Source organism: Streptomyces sp. NPDC014991 (assembly GCF_043080665.1).
In the GTDB taxonomy this organism is placed as follows: Bacteria; Actinomycetota; Actinomycetes; order Streptomycetales; family Streptomycetaceae; genus Streptomyces.
This window is the reverse complement of record NZ_JBIBVY010000017.1, coordinates 160,078-177,456: the sequence shown is the minus strand read 5'-3', so window position 1 is coordinate 177,456 and position 17,379 is coordinate 160,078. Positions and strand designations below refer to the sequence as shown.

Here is a 17,379-nt window from a genome sequence, read left to right as displayed (position 1 = left end):
CTTTGTACTCACCCTCTCGGGCTTTCCTCCGGGCGCTTCCCTTCGGTCTTGCGTTTCCGACTCTATCAGATCTTTTCTCGACCCGATTTCCTCGGCGCTTTCCAGGTTCCCGCTTCCGCGTTTCCCTTTCCGGCGGTTCCGACTTTATCAGAAGTTCTGAGCCGGATTTCCCACCCGCTCCGGGCATCGTGTCCGGCACAGAAGTGCCGGGCGTCCCGGTTGGGCGGAGCCGTAAACGTACTGGAGCGGGGCGCCCCGATGCAAATCCAGGCGCCCCGCTCCGGGCGAACACCGACGGGGGTCAGACCTCCACGACCACCGGGAGGATCATCGGCCTGCGGCGGTACCTGTCCGAGACCCACTTGCCCAGGGTCCGGCGGATGAGCTGCTGGAGCTGGTGGGGCTCCACGACGCCGTCCTGGGCGGACCGCTCCAGCACCTCAGTGACCTTCGGGAGGACCTCGATGAAGGCCGAGTCGTCGATGCCGGAGCCACGCGCCTGCACGTGCGGGCCGCCGGTGATCTTGCCGGTGGAGGCGTCAATGACCACGAAGACCGAGATGATGCCCTCGTCACCGAGGATCTTGCGATCCTTCAGAGCCGGCTCCCCGACGTCACCGACCGAGAGGCCGTCGACGTAGACGTATCCGGCCTGGACCTTGCCGGAGATCCTGGCCTTGCCCCCGACGAGGTCGACCACCACGCCGTCCTCGGCGATGACGATGCGGTCGTGGGGCACGCCGGTCAGCGCGCCCAGTTCGGCGTTGGCCCGCAGGTGGCGCCACTCGCCGTGCACCGGCATCAGGTTCTTCGGGCGGCAGATGTTGTAGAAGTACAGCAGCTCGCCCGCGGACGCGTGGCCGGACACGTGCACCTTGGCGTTGCCCTTGTGGACGACGTTGGCCCCCCAGCGGGTCAGGCCGTTGATCACGCGGTAGACCGCGTTCTCGTTACCGGGGATCAGCGAGGACGCCAGAATCACCGTGTCGCCGTCGACGATCCGGATCTGGTGGTCGCGGTTGGCCATGCGGGACAGAGCCGCCATCGGCTCGCCCTGTGAGCCCGTGCAGACCAGGACCACCTGGTGGTCGGGCAGGTCGTCCAGCGTCCTGACGTCGACCACCAGGCCCGGCGGGACCTTCAGGTAGCCGAGGTCGCGGGCGATTCCCATGTTGCGGACCATGGAGCGTCCGACGAAGGCGACCCGGCGGCCGTACTCGTGGGCCGCGTCCAGGATCTGCTGGATGCGGTGGACGTGGCTGGCGAAGCTCGCGACGATGATCCGCTTGTTGGCGTTGGCGAAGACCGTGCGCAGGACGTTGGAGATGTCCCGCTCGGGCGGGACGAACCCCGGCACCTCGGCGTTCGTCGAGTCGGCGAGGAGCAGGTCGATGCCCTCCTCGCTGAGCCGCGCGAACGCGTGCAGGTCGGTGAGCCGGTTGTCCAGCGGAAGCTGGTCCATCTTGAAGTCGCCGGTGTGGACGACCATGCCGGCGGGGGTGCGGATGGCGACCGCGAGGGCGTCCGGGATGGAGTGGTTGACGGCGACGAACTCGCAGTCGAACGGGCCGATGCGCTCGCGGTTCCCCTCCGTCACCTCCAGGGTGTACGGGCGGATCCGGTGCTCCTGGAGCTTGGCCTCGATCAGGGCGAGGGTCAGCTTGGAGCCGATCAGCGGGATGTCCGGCTTCTCGCGGAGCAGGAAGGGGACGCCGCCGATGTGGTCCTCGTGGCCGTGCGTGAGGACGATGCCCTCGATGTCGTCGAGGCGGTCCCGGATGGACGTGAAGTCCGGAAGGATCAGATCGATTCCGGGCTGCTCCTCCTCGGGGAAGAGCACTCCGCAGTCGACGATCAGCAGACGGCCTCCGTACTCGAAGACCGTCATGTTCCGGCCGATCTCGCCGAGGCCGCCGAGCGGGGTGACCCGCAGGCCGCCCTGGGGCAGCGGCGGGGGCGAGCCGAGTTCAGGGTGCGGATGACTCAAAAGACTCTCCTCACCACGCGCGCCACGTACCGGTACGGCACGTGGCGCGCATGACGTTCGTGCGGAAGCAGTTGTCGTTGTGTGATGCGGGCACCGGTGTCCCGCGGTCTTCTGTTGTTCTTCAGTTGTGAAGCCCGGGTGATGCCAAGTCTGTTGTCAGAGCTGTACCCCACCGGCAGCAAGATCGCTCTTGAGCTGGGAGATCTCCTCGGGCGAGCACTCGACCATGGGCAGGCGCAGCGGCCCGGCGGGCAGGCCCTGGAGGGCGAGCGCGGCCTTGGTGGTCATGACGCCCTGAGTGCGGAACATGCCCGTGTAGACCGGGAGCAGCTTCTGGTGGATCTCGGTGGCCTTGACGACGTCACCGGTGACGTAGGCGTCCACGAGGGCGCGCAGGTCGGGGGTGACCAGGTGGCCGACGACCGAGACGAAGCCGACCGCGCCCACGGAGAGCAGCGGAAGGTTGAGCATGTCGTCGCCGGAGTACCAGGCGAGGCGCGACCGGGCGATGGCCCAGCCGGCGCGGCCGAGGTCGCCCTTGGCGTCCTTGTTCGCGACGATCCGGGGGTGCTCGGCGAGCCGGACGAGGGTCTCCGTGCTGATCGGGACGCCGCTGCGGCCGGGGATGTCGTAGAGCATGACCGGCAGCCCGGTCGCGTCGGCGACGGTGGTGAAGTGCCGGTACAGGCCCTCCTGAGGGGGCTTGTTGTAGTACGGCGTGACGACCAGCAGGCCGTGTGCGCCGTCGCGCTCGGCCTGGCGGGCCAGCTCGACGCTGTGGTGGGTGTCGTTGGTGCCAACACCGGCCACGACGTGGGCGCGGTCGCCGACCGCCTCCACCACCGCTCGTACCAGGTCCGATTTCTCCGCGTCACTGGTCGTGGGGGACTCGCCGGTGGTGCCGTTGATGATCAGGCCGTCGTTGCCTGCGTCCACCAGGTGGGCGGCGAGCCGCTGCGCGCCGTCGAGGTCGAGTGCGCCGTCCGCCGTGAAGGGCGTGACCATGGCGGTGAGGACCCGCCCGAAGGGGGTCTGCGGAGTCGAGGTCGGAGCCATGGGTAACACGCTACTCGGTGCCCGACGGGGGGTGCGCCCGTGGGGTCTCGGGAAAGTCCGGACAAAGAAGGAGCCCGGCACTGCCTGCTCGGGGGTTCAAGCAGTGCCGGGTCCGTTTGATCAGGCTAGATGAACTTCTACAAATGCCGCAATACGGACACTTCGCGAGGCTGACCCGTACATCCGTTCCGGGCGGCCGAACAGGGCTTCGTCACGGGGCCACCCGCCCGTTCGCGTTGAAGGCGGCGTACGTGAGCGGCATCAGTTTCGCCCACTCCGCCTCCATCTTCTCCCCCACCATCTCGATCTCCCGCTGCGGGAAGGACGGCACCTTGGCCAGCTCGTGCTGGGTGCGCAGACCGAGGAAGTGCATCAGGGAGCGGGCGTTGCAGGTGGCGTACATGGAGGAGTAGAGGCCGACGGGCAGGGCCGAGCGGGCCACCTCGCGTGCGACGCCCTCGCCGAGGAGCTTCTGGTAGGCCGCGTACGCCTGCTCGTACGACTCCCGGAGGGTGCTGCTCACGCTCTCGTGCTGGCCCGGGGTGCCCTCGACGAAGACGTACTTGCCCGGGCGGCCCTGCTGGACCAGCTTGCGGGAGCTGTCGGGGACGTAGAAGACGGGCTCCAGCTCCCGGTAGCGGCCGGACTCCTCGTTGTACGACCAGCCGACCCGGTGCCGCATGAACTCGCGGAACACGAAGATCGGGGCGCTGACGAAGAAGGTCATCGAGTTGTGCTCGAACGGGCTGCCGTGCCGGTCGCGCAGCAGGTAGTTGATCAGACCCTTGGAGCGCTCGGGGTCCTTCTTCAGCTCGTCCAGGGACTGCTCGCCGGCGGTCGAGACACGGGCGGCGAAGAGGACATCGGCGTCCGACGCACTGGACTTCACCAGCTCGACGGTGACGTCACTGCGGAACGTGAGCGACTCGGTGGTCACGGGGGTTGGGGTCCTTCCCTCACTTCTGTGGTTCGCGCCCACCTTACGGGGCACCCGCCGGGGCCGGAGCGGCACCTCGCTCCGGAGAAGACACCGGCGACTTTTTCCGACATGGGCACCTTTTGTGTCACTCGATCGTCTGTATCGATGAGAACCGCACGTTCGATCCACACCCGAGAGGAGAGGCACCGCCATGTTCCGTCGGCGCGAGCCCGTACCCTTCGCCTTCCTGGCCGAGGCGGACAGGTTCCGCAGCAATGTCACTCCCCCGCCCCGCCGGCGGGTGCCCTTCGGCGAGATGGCCGGGGTCTGGCTGCTGGGGCTGACCATCGTCGCCGGGCTGGTCGGCGCCCTGATCGTCGCAATGCCGGCGCTGTCCACGCCGTCCGGTGCGCCGACCCAGCAGTCCCAGGCGTCCCACGGGCAACCGGCCGGGGGTCACTGACCCTTCCGGACGCTCAAGGCTGGTGAGCGATAACACAGCCGGATAATCTCACCGGGCACAGTCCACGCGAGGACCGAGTGAGGACCAGCCGTGCCCCTGCCCTTCCTGACGGCCGACCGCACCTTCGAAACGGCGTCCGAGAGCGCGCTGCCGTACGACGACCCGGACCGCTGGCGGCGCCCCTACCGGCCGGGACCTTGGCGGGTGGGTGTGGCCGCCCTGGGACTGCTGCTCGCCTCGTTCGTCCTGTTCGCGGCCGTCCTCATCGCGCCGGCCGGCTCGCTGTCCTCCGCCGGCACGGTCCTCGCCGCCGGTCTGGCGATCGTCGCCGGCGCGCTGCGGCTGCTGCGCATGGGGGTGTGGGTGAGCCGGCGCGGACTGCGCCGGGTCGGTCTCGTGCTGACGCGGACCGTGCCGTGGCCGCGCGTGGTCTCCGTGCGGACGGTGCAGCAGCCGGTGCGCTGGCTGGGCCTGCCGCGCACGGTGCAGGGACAGGCGCTGGTGCTCGTACGCAAGGACCGGCGTGCCGACGACCCGGCTCCGCTGCTCACCACGCACAGCCTGGACTTCCTTGGTCGTCCGGCGGCCTTCGACCGGGCGGCCGACACGGTGGAAACCTGGGCCGCGGAGAACCGGCGCGGCTGACCCGGGCACCGGACGGACGGGCCGGCCCGCGCTGCCGCGGGCCGGCCCGTCGACGTAGGTACGGCATCCGGGCGCGGACCTGGGTCGGCGGCCGGCCCGTCACCAGCCCACTCGGCCCTCCCCCGATGGGAAGCGGACGCGGGACGGTGTCGGTGGGGGTGGGTCAGGTCCGCGCGGGTTCGGCGTCGTGCAGGGCGATGGCCCGCTGCATCGCCTTCCTGGCCCGTGGGGTGTCGTGGGCGTCGTGGTAGGCGACGGCGAGGCGGAACCAGCAGCGCCAGTCGTCGGGCGACTCCTCCGTCTCGGCCTTGCGCCGGGCGAAGACCTCGTCGGCCGAATCGCGGTCGATCCGGCCGCTGGGCATGCGCTTCAGCTCGTCGACGGGCAGGCCGCCCTCGGCGTCGAGTTCGGCGGCGAGCCGGTTGGCCCGGCGGACGAACTGGGTGTTCTTCCACAGGAACCACAGGCCGATGACCGGCAGGATCAGCACCGCCACGCCGAATGTGACCGTCAGGAGCGTGCCGGACTGGATGAGCATGACGCCGCGGCTGCCCACCAGGAGGAAGTAGAAGACCAGGACGGCGGCCGTGACGAGGTAGGTGATCTTCGCGCGCATGACGGATGGCTCAGCTCAGGTCCAGGAAGTGCTCCAGGCCGAACGTGAGGCCTGGAGTGGTCACCACGCGGCGCGCGCCGAGCAGGATGCCCGGCATGAAGCTGCTGTGGTGCAGGGAGTCGTGCCGGACGGTCAGGGTCTCGCCCTCGGCGCCGAGCAGCACCTCCTGGTGGGCCAGGAGACCGCGGAGCCGGACGGCGTGCACCGGGATCCCGTCGACGTCCGCGCCCCGGGCGCCGTCGAGGGCCGTGACGGTGGCGTCCGGTGCCGGGGCCGTGCCGGCCGCCCGGCGGGCCTCGGCGATGAGCTGGGCCGTGCGGGTGGCCGTACCGCTCGGGGCGTCGACCTTGTTCGGGTGGTGCAGTTCGACCACCTCGACGGACTCGAAGTACGGCGCGGCGATCTGCGCGAACTTCATGGTCAGGACGGCGCCGATGGAGAAGTTCGGCGCGATGAGCACGCCGGTCCGCGGGGACCGGGCGAGCTGGTCCCGGAGCTGGGTGAGTCGCTCCTCGGTCCAGCCGGTGGTACCGACGACCGCGTGGATGCCGTGGCGCACGCAGAAGTCGAGGTTGTCCATGACCGAGGCGGGGGTGGTCAGCTCGACGGCGACCTGGGCGCCGGTCTCCACCAGGGTCTGGAGCGTGTCGCCCCGGCCGAGGGCGGCGACCAGTTCCATGTCCTCGGCGGCCTCGACCGCCCTGACCGCCTCGGACCCGATCCGGCCCCGGGCACCGAGGACCGCCACGCGCAGCTTGCTCATCTTCGCTTCCTTACCGACTTACCGACTTATCGATTCCGAGGACGGACGGGTCAGGCGACAGCATCGTGCAGGCGTGCGGCCTGCTTGTCCTTCAGCGGGCCGATGACCGACAGCGACGGGCGCTGGCCCAGGATGTCGCGGGCGACCGAGCGGACCTCGTCCGGGGTGACCGCGGCGATCCTGGCCAGCATCTCGTCGACGGACATCTGCTCGCCCCAGCACAGCTCGCTCTTGCCGATGCGGTTCATCAGCGCGCCGGTGTCCTCCAGGCCCAGGACGGTGGAGCCCCGCAGCTGGCCGACGGCGCGGGTTATCTCGTCGTCGGAGAGGCCGTTGTCCGCGACGTGGTCGAGTTCGTCCCGGCAGATCCGCAGCACATCGTGGACCTGCGAGGGACGGCAGCCGGCGTACACGCCGAACAGGCCGCAGTCGGCGAAGCCCGAGGTGTAGGAGTACACGCTGTAGGCGAGGCCGCGCTTCTCGCGGACCTCCTGGAACAGCCGGGACGACATTCCGCCGCCGAGGGCGGTGTTCAGCACGCCCATGGCCCAGCGGCGGTCGTCGGTGCGGGCGAGGCCCGGCATGCCGAGGACGACGTGCGCCTGCTCGGTCTTGCGGCCGAGCAGGTCGACCTTGCCGTGGGTGCGGATCACACGGCGGCCGTCGCGCGGGGCGATGGGGCGCGCGTCCGTGTTCCCGAGGGCGCCCGCCTTCTCGAAGGCCGCGCGGACCTGTCGTACGACCTTGTTGTGGTCGATGTTGCCGGCGCAGGCGACCACGAGGTGCGTGGGGTCGTAGTGCTTCCGGTAGAAGCGGCGGATGCGGTCGGCGGTGAGGGCGTTGACCGTGTCGACGGTGCCGAGGACCGGGCGGCCGAGGGCGTTGTTGCCGAACATGGTCTGCGCGAACAGGTCGTGCACGCAGTCGCCCGGGTCGTCCTCGGTCATCGCGATCTCTTCGAGGATCGCGCCGCGCTCGACGTCGACGTCCTCCTCACGGATCAGGGAGCCGGTCAGCATGTCGCAGACGACGTCGATGGCGAGGGGCAGGTCGGTGTCGAGCACCCGCGCGTAGTAGCACGTGTACTCCTTCGCCGTGAACGCGTTCATCTCGCCGCCGACGGCGTCGACCGCGGAGGAGATGTCGAGCGCGCTGCGCCGGGAGGTGCCCTTGAAGAGCAGGTGCTCCAGGTAGTGCGTGGCGCCGTTCAGGGCCGGGGTCTCGTCGCGGGAGCCGACGTGCGCCCAGATGCCGAAGGTGGCGGAGCGGACCGAGGGCAGGGTCTCGGTGACGATCCGCAGGCCGCCCGGGAGGGTGGTCCTGCGGACCGTGCCGATGCCGGCCGTGCCCTTGACGAGCGTTTGGGTACGGGCGACGGCCCGCGCCTCCGAAGAGGTGCGGGCCGTCGCCTTGGAGCTACGGGACGTCACTGGTCGGCGTCGTCCTTCACGGTCTCGTCGGCGTCCTCGCCCTCGATCACGGGGATCAGGGAGAGCTTGCCGCGGGAGTCGATCTCGGCGATCTCGACCTGGACCTTGTGGCCCACGCCGAGGACGTCCTCGACGTTCTCCACGCGCTTGCCGCCGGCGAGCTTGCGGATCTGCGAGATGTGCAGCAGACCGTCCTTGCCCGGGAGCAGCGACACGAACGCGCCGAAGGTCGTGGTCTTGACGACCGTACCCAGGTAGCGCTCGCCGACCTCCGGCATGGTCGGGTTGGCGATGCCGTTGATCGTGGCGCGGGCGGCCTCGGCCTGCGAGCCGACCTGGGCACCGATGTAGATGGTGCCGTCGTCCTCGATCGTGATCTCGGCGCCGGTGTCCTCCTGGATCTGGTTGATCATCTTGCCCTTGGGGCCGATGACCTCACCGATCTTGTCGACCGGGATCTTGACGGTGATGATCCGCGGGGCGTTCGGGGACATCTCGTCGGGCCGGTCGATGGCCTCCATCATCACGTCGAGGATGTGGAGACGGGCGTCGCGGGCCTGCTTGAGGGCCGCGGCCAGGACGGAGGCCGGGATGCCGTCCAGCTTGGTGTCGAGCTGGAGGGCGGTCACGAACTCCTTGGTGCCGGCGACCTTGAAGTCCATGTCACCGAAGGCGTCCTCCGCACCGAGGATGTCGGTGAGGGCGACGTAGTGGGTCTCGCCGTTGATCTCCTGGGAGATCAGGCCCATGGCGATACCGGCGACCGGGGCCTTCAGGGGCACACCGGCGTTCAGCAGCGACATGGTGGAGGCGCAGACCGAGCCCATGGACGTCGAGCCGTTGGAGCCGAGGGCCTCGGACACCTGGCGGATCGCGTAGGGGAACTCCTCGCGCGTCGGCAGGACCGGCACGATCGCGCGCTCGGCGAGGGCGCCGTGGCCGATCTCGCGGCGCTTCGGGGAACCGACGCGGCCGGTCTCACCGACGGAGTACGGCGGGAAGTTGTAGTTGTGCATGTAGCGCTTGCGGGTCACCGGGGAGAGGGTGTCCAGCTGCTGCTCCATACGGAGCATGTTGAGGGTGGTGACGCCCAGGATCTGGGTCTCGCCACGCTCGAACAGCGCGGAGCCGTGCACCCGCGGGATGGCCTCGACCTCGGCGGCCAGCGTGCGGATGTCGGTGACACCGCGGCCGTCGATGCGCTTCTTCTCCTTGATCACGCGCTCGCGGACCAGCTGCTTGGTGAGCGAGCGGTACGCGGCGGAGATCTCCTTCTCGCGGCCCTCGAACTCCGGGAGGAGCTTCTCGGCGGCGAGCGCCTTGACGCGGTCCAGCTCGGCCTCGCGGTCCTGCTTGCCGGCGATGGTGAGCGCCTGGGCCAGCTCGGGGCGGACGGCCGCGGTCAGGGCCTCGAAGACGTCGTCCTGGTAGTCCAGGAAGACCGGGAACTCGGCGGTCGGCTTGGCGGCCTTCGCGGCGAGGTCGGCCTGCGCGCGGCAGAGGACCTTGATGAAGGGCTTCGCGGCGTCCAGACCGGCGGCGACGACCTCCTCGGTCGGCGCCTCGGCGCCGCCCTCGACCAGCTTGATGGTCTTCTCGGTGGCCTCGGCCTCGACCATCATGATCGCGACGTCGCCGTCCTCCAGGGCGCGGCCGGCGACGACCATGTCGAAGACGGCGTCCTCCAGCTCGGTGTGGGTCGGGAACGCGACCCACTGACCGCGGATCAGCGCGACGCGGACGCCGCCGATCGGGCCGGAGAAGGGCAGGCCGGCCAGCTGCGTGGACGCGGACGCGGCGTTGATCGCCACGACGTCGTACAGGTGGTCGGGGTTGAGGGCCATGATCGTGGCGACGACCTGGATCTCGTTGCGCAGGCCCTTCTTGAAGGACGGGCGCAGCGGGCGGTCGATCAGGCGGCAGGTGAGGATCGCGTCCTCGGAGGGCCGGCCCTCACGACGGAAGAAGCTGCCGGGGATCTTGCCGGCGGCGTACATCCGCTCCTCGACGTCCACCGTCAGGGGGAAGAAGTCGAGCTGGTCCTTGGGGTTCTTGGAGGCGGTGGTGGCCGACAGCACCATGGTGTCGTCGTCCAGGTACGCCACGGCGGAGCCGGCGGCCTGCTTGGCCAGGCGGCCCGTCTCGAAGCGGATGGTGCGGGTGCCGAAGGAGCCGTTGTCGATGACGGCCTCGGCGTAGTGGGTCTCGTTCTCCACTAGCGATTTCTCCGTTACTTGTCGTCTTTCGTCCCTCGGCTGCCCGTGTGGCAGGGGGACGGTGGCGGAGAAGCGCGCCGTCTGGTGCGGGCCGGTCTTCGATCGAAGCACCCGGGGCTCACTTCCCCCCGGGGGCCACTACCGAGGACCGGCGGCGGCGCGGTGCGCTTCTCCTCTTCTACATCGTGCTGTGTCGTACGTACTGCGTTCGTACCGCGTTGTGCTACCACACTACAAAGCGTCGGTGACACTCCGCACGTTTCCGCACGTGCGGCGAAGTATGCCGGGTGCGGTGCGATTTCCCGCATACGGCAAAGGGAGCGGTCCCGGGTTCCGGGAACCGCCCCCTTCATGGCGTCCTACTTGGCGCCGGCCGCACCGCGGCGGATGCCCAGGCGGTCGACCAGCGCACGGAAGCGCTGGATGTCCTTCTTCGCCAGGTACTGCAGCAGGCGACGGCGCTGACCGACCAGGATCAGCAGACCACGACGGGAGTGGTGGTCGTGCTTGTGGGTCTTGAGGTGCTCGGTCAGGTCCGAGATCCGGCGCGAGAGCATGGCGACCTGGACCTCGGGGGAGCCGGTGTCGCCCTCCTTCTGACCGAACTCGCTGATGATCTGCTTCTTCGTAGCGGCGTCGAGCGACACGCGTACTCCTCGTAGTCTGTGCATGGCCACCGAGTGCCCCCGGTCTTGGTCTCGGGGGAGCTTCCGTTACTCGGGAGGCGGGGATCCGCTGGGCGCGGCCTCCAGGGCGCAGTTTCCTGCGGGCTCCGGGGGTGCGTACACGAACGGCCGTCACTCAGGGTACCAGCCCGTGGCGGGCGTCCTCCCCCAGGGTCCTCTCGCCCTCCTGAGCGGACGACCCTGGGGCCACTAGGGTGAGCGCCCGGACCGTACGTACCTCGGGAAGGGGTCGCTGCACGATGGCGGAAACGGAAGCGGAGATCAAGGCGCGCAAGGAGCGGGAGCGGGACGAGCTGTACGGGCTCGACATCTCCGGTGCCGAGTGGCAGTGCGCGCCGGGCACGGAGGAGCACGAGGAGCGGGTGGAGATCGCCTACCTGCCCGGCGGCGCGGTGGCGATGCGGTCCTCGCTCGACCCGGACACCGTGCTGCGCTACACCGAGGCGGAGTGGCGGGCGTTCGTGCTGGGCGCTCGGGACGGCGAGTTCGATCTGAAGCCCATGGCCCACAACGGGGGGCTGGACGCGCAGTGAGCCGCACGCCGGTGCGGTGACCGGGCCCCGGCTCCTGGTGAGCCGGGGCCCGTGCCGTTGGCCGCGCCGGTGCGCCCGTCGGCCCGCCGGCCGGCCGGTCGTCGCGGATCCGGCCGTCGCGGGGACGGACACGGTCGGCCGGTCGTCAGGCGGCCCGGTCCTCAGGCGGCCCGGTCGTCAGGCGGCATGACGGTCAGGCCGCCGGTCGTCAGGAGCTGGTCATCGACCGTGCCGTCGCGTACACGTCGAAGACGGCCAGGGCGAGCGGGATCAGCGTCAGCAGCACGAAGCCTTCGCAGATCTCCAGGAAGCGGCCCCAGAAGGGCGTCAGTCCACCGCGCGGCAGGATCAGGCCGAGCGCGGTCACCAGGGCCGTGGCGAGCGCGATGACCGCGATCAGCCAGACGGTACGGATGTCGAGGTCCGTGCGGTCCCCGGCCAGCGCCGCGCGCATGATGTGCTGCGGCGGGTTCAGGGCGAGACCGAGGCCCAGCAGGACCAGGGAGGCGAGCCCGGCCGCGAGGACGGAGGCGACCTGGGCGGTGTAGCGGAACAGGCCGGCGCGCATGAGCATCGCGATGCCGGTGGCGAACGCGAGCAGCTGGGCCCAGACGTCGTCGGAGAAGCCGAGCACGGCCGAGGCGCCTACGGCGAGCAGCGCGCAGCCGCCGACCAGGCCGACGAGGAGTTCGTGGCCGCGCCGCGCCTGCGCCTCGATGCGCTCGGTGTCCACGGGCTCCTGCGCGGCGGTCTCGGTGCCGTAGGCGGAGCGCGGGGTGCCGCTGCTGGGGTTCTCGAAGCCGATCGGCAGCCGGGCGAAGCGCATCGACATGCCGGGCAGGAAGGCCAGAGCGCCGACGGCGACGGGCGCGCACAGGGCGGCCGTCTCGGTCGGGGCCCAGCCGGTGACGGTCGCGACGAAGACGCTGACCAGGGCGATCGCCGAGGCGAACACGAAGGCGACGAAGGGGCCGTCGCCGTGGGGTGCGCACAGGGCGAGGACCAGTGCGGCGACCAGGACGGCCGCGCACGCCAGCAGGAACTGGAGCCTGCCGATGCCCTCGCCGTCGCTCAAGGGCAGCAGGCCGCTGCCGGCGACGCCGATGTTGGGCAGGGCGCCCAGGCCGAGAGCGACGGCCGAACCGCGGTCGTCGTAGACGCGGGCGCGGACCGCGGAGAGCACGACCAGGAGGACCCCGGTGACGGCGGCGAGGATGCCGGCCAGGCCGTGCATGTCGTGCAGCGGGTCGGCGGTCCAGGCGACGAACGCGAGCAGGGCGGGCAGCACCCCGCCGCCGACCAGGCCCGCGGCCCGGGTCAGGTCGCCGCTCCACAGCTTGTGCTGCCGGGTGACGGAGGAGGCGACGGCCTCGGCGACATCGTCGTGGACGGCCGGCGGCAGGGACTCGGCGAACGGGCGGAGAGTGAGGAGTTCGCCGTCGAGGATGCGCTGGGCGGCGAAGGAGCGGGCGCTGTCCAGCACGGTGCCGTCGGTGCGGACCAGGTGGTAGCCGACCGGGGCGCCCGCGGTGGGGCTCTGCTGGGACAGCCGGAGGATCTCGGGGTAGAGGTCGGCGACCGGGACGTCGTCGGGCAGTGCCACGTCGATACGGCTGTCCGGCGCGACGATGGTGACCCGGCAGAAGCCGAGTCCGGTGCCGGTGCCGGATCCGGAAGGGGCTCCCGTCCCGGGTCCGCCGGTGGCGGCGGCCGTCATGCTCACCTGCTGCTCCCCCTCAGTGGTGGTGGTGCGTCTATGTCGTGAAGGTCCCGTGCCGGTTCGCTCCGTGCGCGACGGCAGGGGTGCCGTGCGGCGGCCTTCCGGGGCCGTCTCCCCTCTGTATCGAGGGGTCTGTCCCGGTATCTCCGGCCTGCTCGGCGTGTGCTCACGCGAACATCCGGCACCCTACCGCTCACCCGTGTCCCGTGAACTCAGTAGGATCACGCGGCGGCCTGCGCTCGCCGGACACGGGGTGGCGTGCGGAATGCCTGGGTCGGGCAAGGGAATTGGTGAGCGGTGAGCCAGATTGTCGTGAAGCGCCCTCCCCGGGCGCTGCCGTCCGAGGTGCCCACGGAAGAGGTCGTCGTCCAGCCACCGCCGGAACTGCCGCGGGGGCACCAGGAGAGCGTGCTGATGCAGCTCCTGCCCACGCTGGGCATGGGCGGTTCGGTGGTCTTCTTCTTCACGAACGGTCAGCCGTTCATGAAGATCATGGGCATGATCATGATCGCCTCGACGGTGGGGATGTCCATCGCGATGGTGGTCCGCTTCCGCCGCGGCTCCCAGGGCCAGCTGGCCGACATGCGCCGCGACTACCTCAGCTATCTGTCACAGACGCGCAAGTCCGCCGTACGGACGGCGAAGGCCCAGCGGGACGCGCAGTACTACCTGCACCCCTCCCCCGAGCAGCTGTGGGCGCTCGTCGCCGAGGGCAGCCGGGTGTGGGAGCGGCGGCCCGGCGACGAGGACTTCGCGCACGTACGCATCGGCCTGGGCCCGCAGCCGCTGGCGACCCCGCTCGTCCCCCCGGAGACGGGACCCGTCGAGCAGCTGGAACCGCTGACCGCCGGGGCGATGCAGCGTTTCCTCGCCGCGCACCACAGCGTCGGCGACCTGCCGATGGCCGTGTCGCTGCGTGCCTTCTACCACGTCACGGTCAGCGGTGAACCGCAGTCCGTACGGGCCTCGGCCCGCGCCCTGGTCGGCTCGCTGGCCTCGCTGCACTCCCCGCAGGACCTGATCATCGCGGTGGCCGCGGGCCGCGAGGCACTGCCGCACTGGGACTGGGCGAAGTGGCTGCCGCACGTGCAGGCACCCGGCGCCGTGGACGGCGCGGGCTCCCGCCGGCTGATCGGCGCCGACCCGCGCGAGCTGGAGGACCTGCTCGCCGCCCGGCTGACCGGCCGGCCGCGCTTCCACCCCGGCGCGCAACCGCTGCTGGACGAGCCGCACATCGTGCTCGTCCTGGACGAGCTGTCCCTGCTGCCCGACTCGGTCCTCGCCAACCCGGAGGGACTCCAGGGCGTCACGGTGCTCGAGGTGGTACCGGGCGACCTCACGACGGCGGGCGGCGACCTGTCCATCGTCGTACAGCCCGGCCAGCTGCGCCTGGAGTCCGGGCACGGCGAGGTCTACGACGGCACCCCGGACGCCCTCTCCTACGAGTCGGCCGAGGCGCTGGCCCGGCAGCTCGCGCCGCTGCGCATGGCGTCGGGCGGCGATGACGACGAACCGCTGCTCGCCAACCTGGAGTTCACCGACCTGCTGGGCCTCGGCGACGCGGCGTCCGTCGACACCAAGCGGACCTGGCGACCGCGCGCGCTCGCGGAACGGCTGCGGGTGCCGATCGGCGTCGGCGAGGACGGCAGGCCCGTCATGCTGGACCTGAAGGAGGCCGCGCAGGAGGGCATGGGCCCGCACGGCCTGTGCGTCGGCGCCACCGGTTCCGGCAAGTCGGAGCTGCTGCGCACGCTCGTGCTGGGCCTCGCGGTCACCCACTCTTCGGAGACCCTGAACTTCGTCCTCGCGGACTTCAAGGGCGGCGCGACCTTCGCCGGCATGGCACAGATGCCGCACGTGGCGGCCGTCATCACCAACCTGGCCGACGACCTCACCCTGGTCGACCGCATGGGCGACTCCATCCGCGGCGAACTGAACCGCCGCCAGGAACTGCTGCGCGACGCCGGCAACTACGCCAACATCCACGACTACGAGAAGGCACGCGCGGCGGGCGCCCCCCTCCAGCCGATCCCCTCCCTGGTCCTGGTCATCGACGAGTTCAGCGAACTGCTGACCGCCAAGCCGGACTTCATCGAGATGTTCGTGCAGATCGGCCGGATCGGCCGTTCGCTGGGCGTGCACCTGCTGCTCGCCTCCCAGCGCCTGGAGGAGGGCCGGCTGCGCGGCCTCGAGACCTACCTGTCGTACCGGATCGGTCTGCGCACCTTCTCCGCCGCCGAGTCCCGCGCCGCGCTCGGCGTCCCCGACGCCTACGAACTGCCCAACGTGCCCGGTTCCGGCTTCCTGAAGTACGGCACGGACGAGATGGTCCGCTTCAAGGCGGCGTACGTCTCCGGCGTGTACCGCTCGGGCGCGCAGCGCGGAGCACTGACCGGCGGACAACTGCCCATGGACCGGCGGCCGGTGCTGTTCACGGCCACCGAGGTGCCCGTGCGGTACAGCGCCGTCCCGCAGCAGCGCACGCACTCCGAGGCCGCGGTGGACGAGGCGCTGGCCGACACCGTCCTCGACGTGATCGTGCGCCGTCTGGAGGCACAGGGCCCGGCCGCGCACCAGGTGTGGCTGCCCCCGCTGGAGAGCCCGCCGTCACTGGACGCGCTCCTGCCGGGCCTGGCGGCGGTGCAGGGCCGCGGCCTGACCCAGCCCGGCTACGAGGGCGCGGGCCGGCTGGTCGTCCCCGCCGGCCTCGTCGACAAGCCGTACGAGCAGCGCCGCGACCGGCTGATGCTCGACTTCTCCGGCGCGGCCGGCCACATGCAGATCGTCGGCGGCCCCCAGTCCGGCAAGTCCACACTGCTGCGCTCCCTGATCTGCTCCTTCGCGCTCACCCACACGCCGTACGAGGTGCAGTTCTACGGCCTCGACTTCGGTGGCGGTGGCATGGCCGCGGTCGGCGGCCTGCCGCACGTCGGCGGCATCGCCTCGCGTCTGGACCCCGAGCGCGTCCGCCGTACGGTCTCCGAGGTGTACGGCGTGCTGACCCGCCGCGAGGAGTACTTCCGCACGACCGGCATCGCCTCGATCGCCGACTACCGCGCCCGGCGTGCCCGCGGCGACATCTCGGTGACCGACCAGCCGTGGGGTGACGTCTTCCTGGTCATCGACGGCTGGGGCAACTTCCGCGCGGACTACGAGGGACTGGAGACGGCGGTCCTGGACATCGCCGCCCGCGGCCTCGGCTACGGCATCCACGTGATCATCACGGCGTCGCGCTCGATGGAGGTCCGGGCCAACCTCAAGGACCACCTCATGAACCGGCTGGAGCTGCGCCTGGGCGACGTCATGGATTCGGAGATCGACCGCAAGGTGGCGGTGAACGTCCCCGCGGGCGTCCCCGGCCGCGGTCTGTCCCCGCAGAAACTGCACTTCATGGCGGCGGTCCCGCGCATCGACGGCCTCACCTCCGACACGGACCTTGCCGAGGCCACGGCCGCGCTCACGACCGAGGTCGGACGCCACTGGCAGGCGCCGGGCGCTCCGAAGGTACGGCTGCTGCCGCGCCGGCTGGAGGCCGTCGAACTGCCCTCCGGCGAGCGTTTCCCGCAGCGCGGCATCGCCTTCGCGCTCGACGAGGAGAACCTGGAACCGGTGTTCCTCGACTTCGAGCAGGACCCGTTCTTCCTCGTCTTCGGCGAGAGCGAATCCGGCAAGTCCAACCTGCTGCGCCTGCTGATCAAGCAGCTCACCCTGCGGTACGGCGGCGACGAGGCGAAGTTCTTCGTGGTGGACAACCGGCGCTCGCTGCTGGACGTCACGCCGGCGTCCCACCTCGCGGAGTACATTCCGATGTCCAGCCAGATGGAGCACCACATGGTGGCCCTGGCCGACCTCATGCAGCGCCGCACCCCGACCGCCGACGTCACGCCGCAGCAGCTGCGGGACCGCAGCTGGTGGCGCGGCCCGCAGGTCTTCGTCGTCATCGACGACTACGACCTCGTCTCCAACTCCAGCGGCAACCCGCTCAGCGGCCTGACGGAAATGCTGCCCTTCGCCCGCGACGTCGGCGTCCGCTTCATCATCGCCCGCTCCTCCGCGGGCGCCGGCCGCGCCTCCTACGAGCCGTTCATGCAGCGCATGAAGGAACTCGGCGCCCAGGGCATCGTCCTGGCCGGCGACCCGGCGGAGGGCGACATCCTGAACGGCGTGCGGCCCCGTCCGATGCCCGCGGGACGCGGCGTCTTCGTGTCCCGCAAGCGGGGGAAGCCGCTGGTGCAGACTGGATTGGTGGACGTGCAGTACTGAGACGGGGGCGAGGCTGGGGCGGGTGCCGAGGTGGCGCGCGCCCCTTCCGTCGTCCGGGTCGCCTTCCGGGGTGCGAAGGCGG

Annotated in this window: 13 protein-coding genes; 4 read left to right on the top strand and 9 right to left on the bottom strand. The window is 70.6% G+C overall.

The window, feature by feature from the left end:
• Positions 1-301: 301 nt before the first annotated feature.
• The 3 genes from ACF1BE_RS25215 to thyX form a co-directional block, all read right to left on the bottom strand.
• Positions 302-1,987: a ribonuclease J gene (locus tag ACF1BE_RS25215; RefSeq protein ID WP_392201289.1), complete on the bottom strand. Its 1,686-nt coding sequence runs from the start codon at positions 1,985-1,987 to the stop codon at positions 302-304.
• A gap of 156 nt (positions 1,988-2,143) precedes the next feature.
• Complete coding sequence (dapA, locus tag ACF1BE_RS25210) at positions 2,144-3,043, bottom strand: 4-hydroxy-tetrahydrodipicolinate synthase (RefSeq protein WP_392201288.1); 900 nt, start codon at positions 3,041-3,043, stop codon at positions 2,144-2,146.
• 211 nt (positions 3,044-3,254) lie between these two features.
• On the bottom strand, positions 3,255-3,980 hold the full coding sequence (gene thyX, locus ACF1BE_RS25205; protein ID WP_392201287.1) for an FAD-dependent thymidylate synthase: 726 nt from the start codon (positions 3,978-3,980) through the stop codon (positions 3,255-3,257).
• A 193-nt stretch (positions 3,981-4,173) separates the two neighbouring features.
• On the opposite strand from thyX, the gene ACF1BE_RS25200 reads away from it, so the two are divergent.
• Positions 4,174-4,425, top strand: coding sequence for a hypothetical protein (locus ACF1BE_RS25200; protein WP_392201286.1), 252 nt, complete (start codon positions 4,174-4,176; stop codon positions 4,423-4,425).
• Positions 4,426-4,515: 90 nt separating this feature from the next.
• Positions 4,516-5,070, top strand: a complete 555-nt coding sequence (locus ACF1BE_RS25195) for a hypothetical protein (RefSeq protein WP_392201285.1) — start codon at positions 4,516-4,518, stop codon at positions 5,068-5,070.
• 163 nt (positions 5,071-5,233) lie between these two features.
• Here ACF1BE_RS25195 and ACF1BE_RS25190 read toward each other — a convergent pair whose 3' ends face one another.
• From ACF1BE_RS25190 to rpsO, 5 genes are all read right to left on the bottom strand, one after another.
• Positions 5,234-5,686, bottom strand: coding sequence for a hypothetical protein (locus ACF1BE_RS25190; protein ID WP_392201284.1), 453 nt, complete (start codon positions 5,684-5,686; stop codon positions 5,234-5,236).
• 10 nt (positions 5,687-5,696) lie between these two features.
• A complete protein-coding gene (dapB, locus tag ACF1BE_RS25185) occupies positions 5,697-6,449 on the bottom strand; it encodes a 4-hydroxy-tetrahydrodipicolinate reductase (protein ID WP_392201283.1) in 753 nt (250 codons plus the stop codon).
• A 50-nt stretch (positions 6,450-6,499) separates the two neighbouring features.
• On the bottom strand, positions 6,500-7,879 hold the full coding sequence (locus tag ACF1BE_RS25180; protein ID WP_392201282.1) for a M16 family metallopeptidase: 1,380 nt from the start codon (positions 7,877-7,879) through the stop codon (positions 6,500-6,502).
• Positions 7,876-10,095: a polyribonucleotide nucleotidyltransferase gene (locus ACF1BE_RS25175; protein ID WP_392201281.1), complete on the bottom strand. Its 2,220-nt coding sequence runs from the start codon at positions 10,093-10,095 to the stop codon at positions 7,876-7,878. Before ACF1BE_RS25175 ends, ACF1BE_RS25180 begins: the two co-directional genes overlap by 4 nt.
• 359 nt (positions 10,096-10,454) lie before the next feature.
• Positions 10,455-10,742, bottom strand: coding sequence for a 30S ribosomal protein S15 (rpsO, locus tag ACF1BE_RS25170; RefSeq protein ID WP_037741887.1), 288 nt, complete (start codon positions 10,740-10,742; stop codon positions 10,455-10,457).
• Positions 10,743-11,020: 278 nt separating this feature from the next.
• On the opposite strand from rpsO, the gene ACF1BE_RS25165 reads away from it, so the two are divergent.
• The gene (locus tag ACF1BE_RS25165) at positions 11,021-11,314 is read left to right on the top strand and encodes a DUF397 domain-containing protein (RefSeq protein ID WP_392201280.1); all 294 of its coding nucleotides are present in this window, start codon (positions 11,021-11,023) and stop codon (positions 11,312-11,314) included.
• Between the two features lie 208 nt (positions 11,315-11,522).
• On the opposite strand, the gene eccD is transcribed toward ACF1BE_RS25165, so the two are convergent.
• Positions 11,523-13,031 (bottom strand): type VII secretion integral membrane protein EccD, encoded by a 1,509-nt coding sequence (gene eccD, locus ACF1BE_RS25160; protein ID WP_392201295.1) that lies wholly within the window; start codon positions 13,029-13,031, stop codon positions 11,523-11,525.
• A 300-nt stretch (positions 13,032-13,331) separates the two neighbouring features.
• On the opposite strand from eccD, the gene eccCa reads away from it, so the two are divergent.
• Positions 13,332-17,297 carry a type VII secretion protein EccCa gene (gene eccCa / locus ACF1BE_RS25155; protein WP_392201279.1) on the top strand — a complete coding sequence of 1,322 codons (3,966 nt, stop codon included), beginning with the start codon at positions 13,332-13,334 and terminating at the stop codon, positions 17,295-17,297.
• The last annotated feature ends 82 nt before the right edge of the window (positions 17,298-17,379 follow it).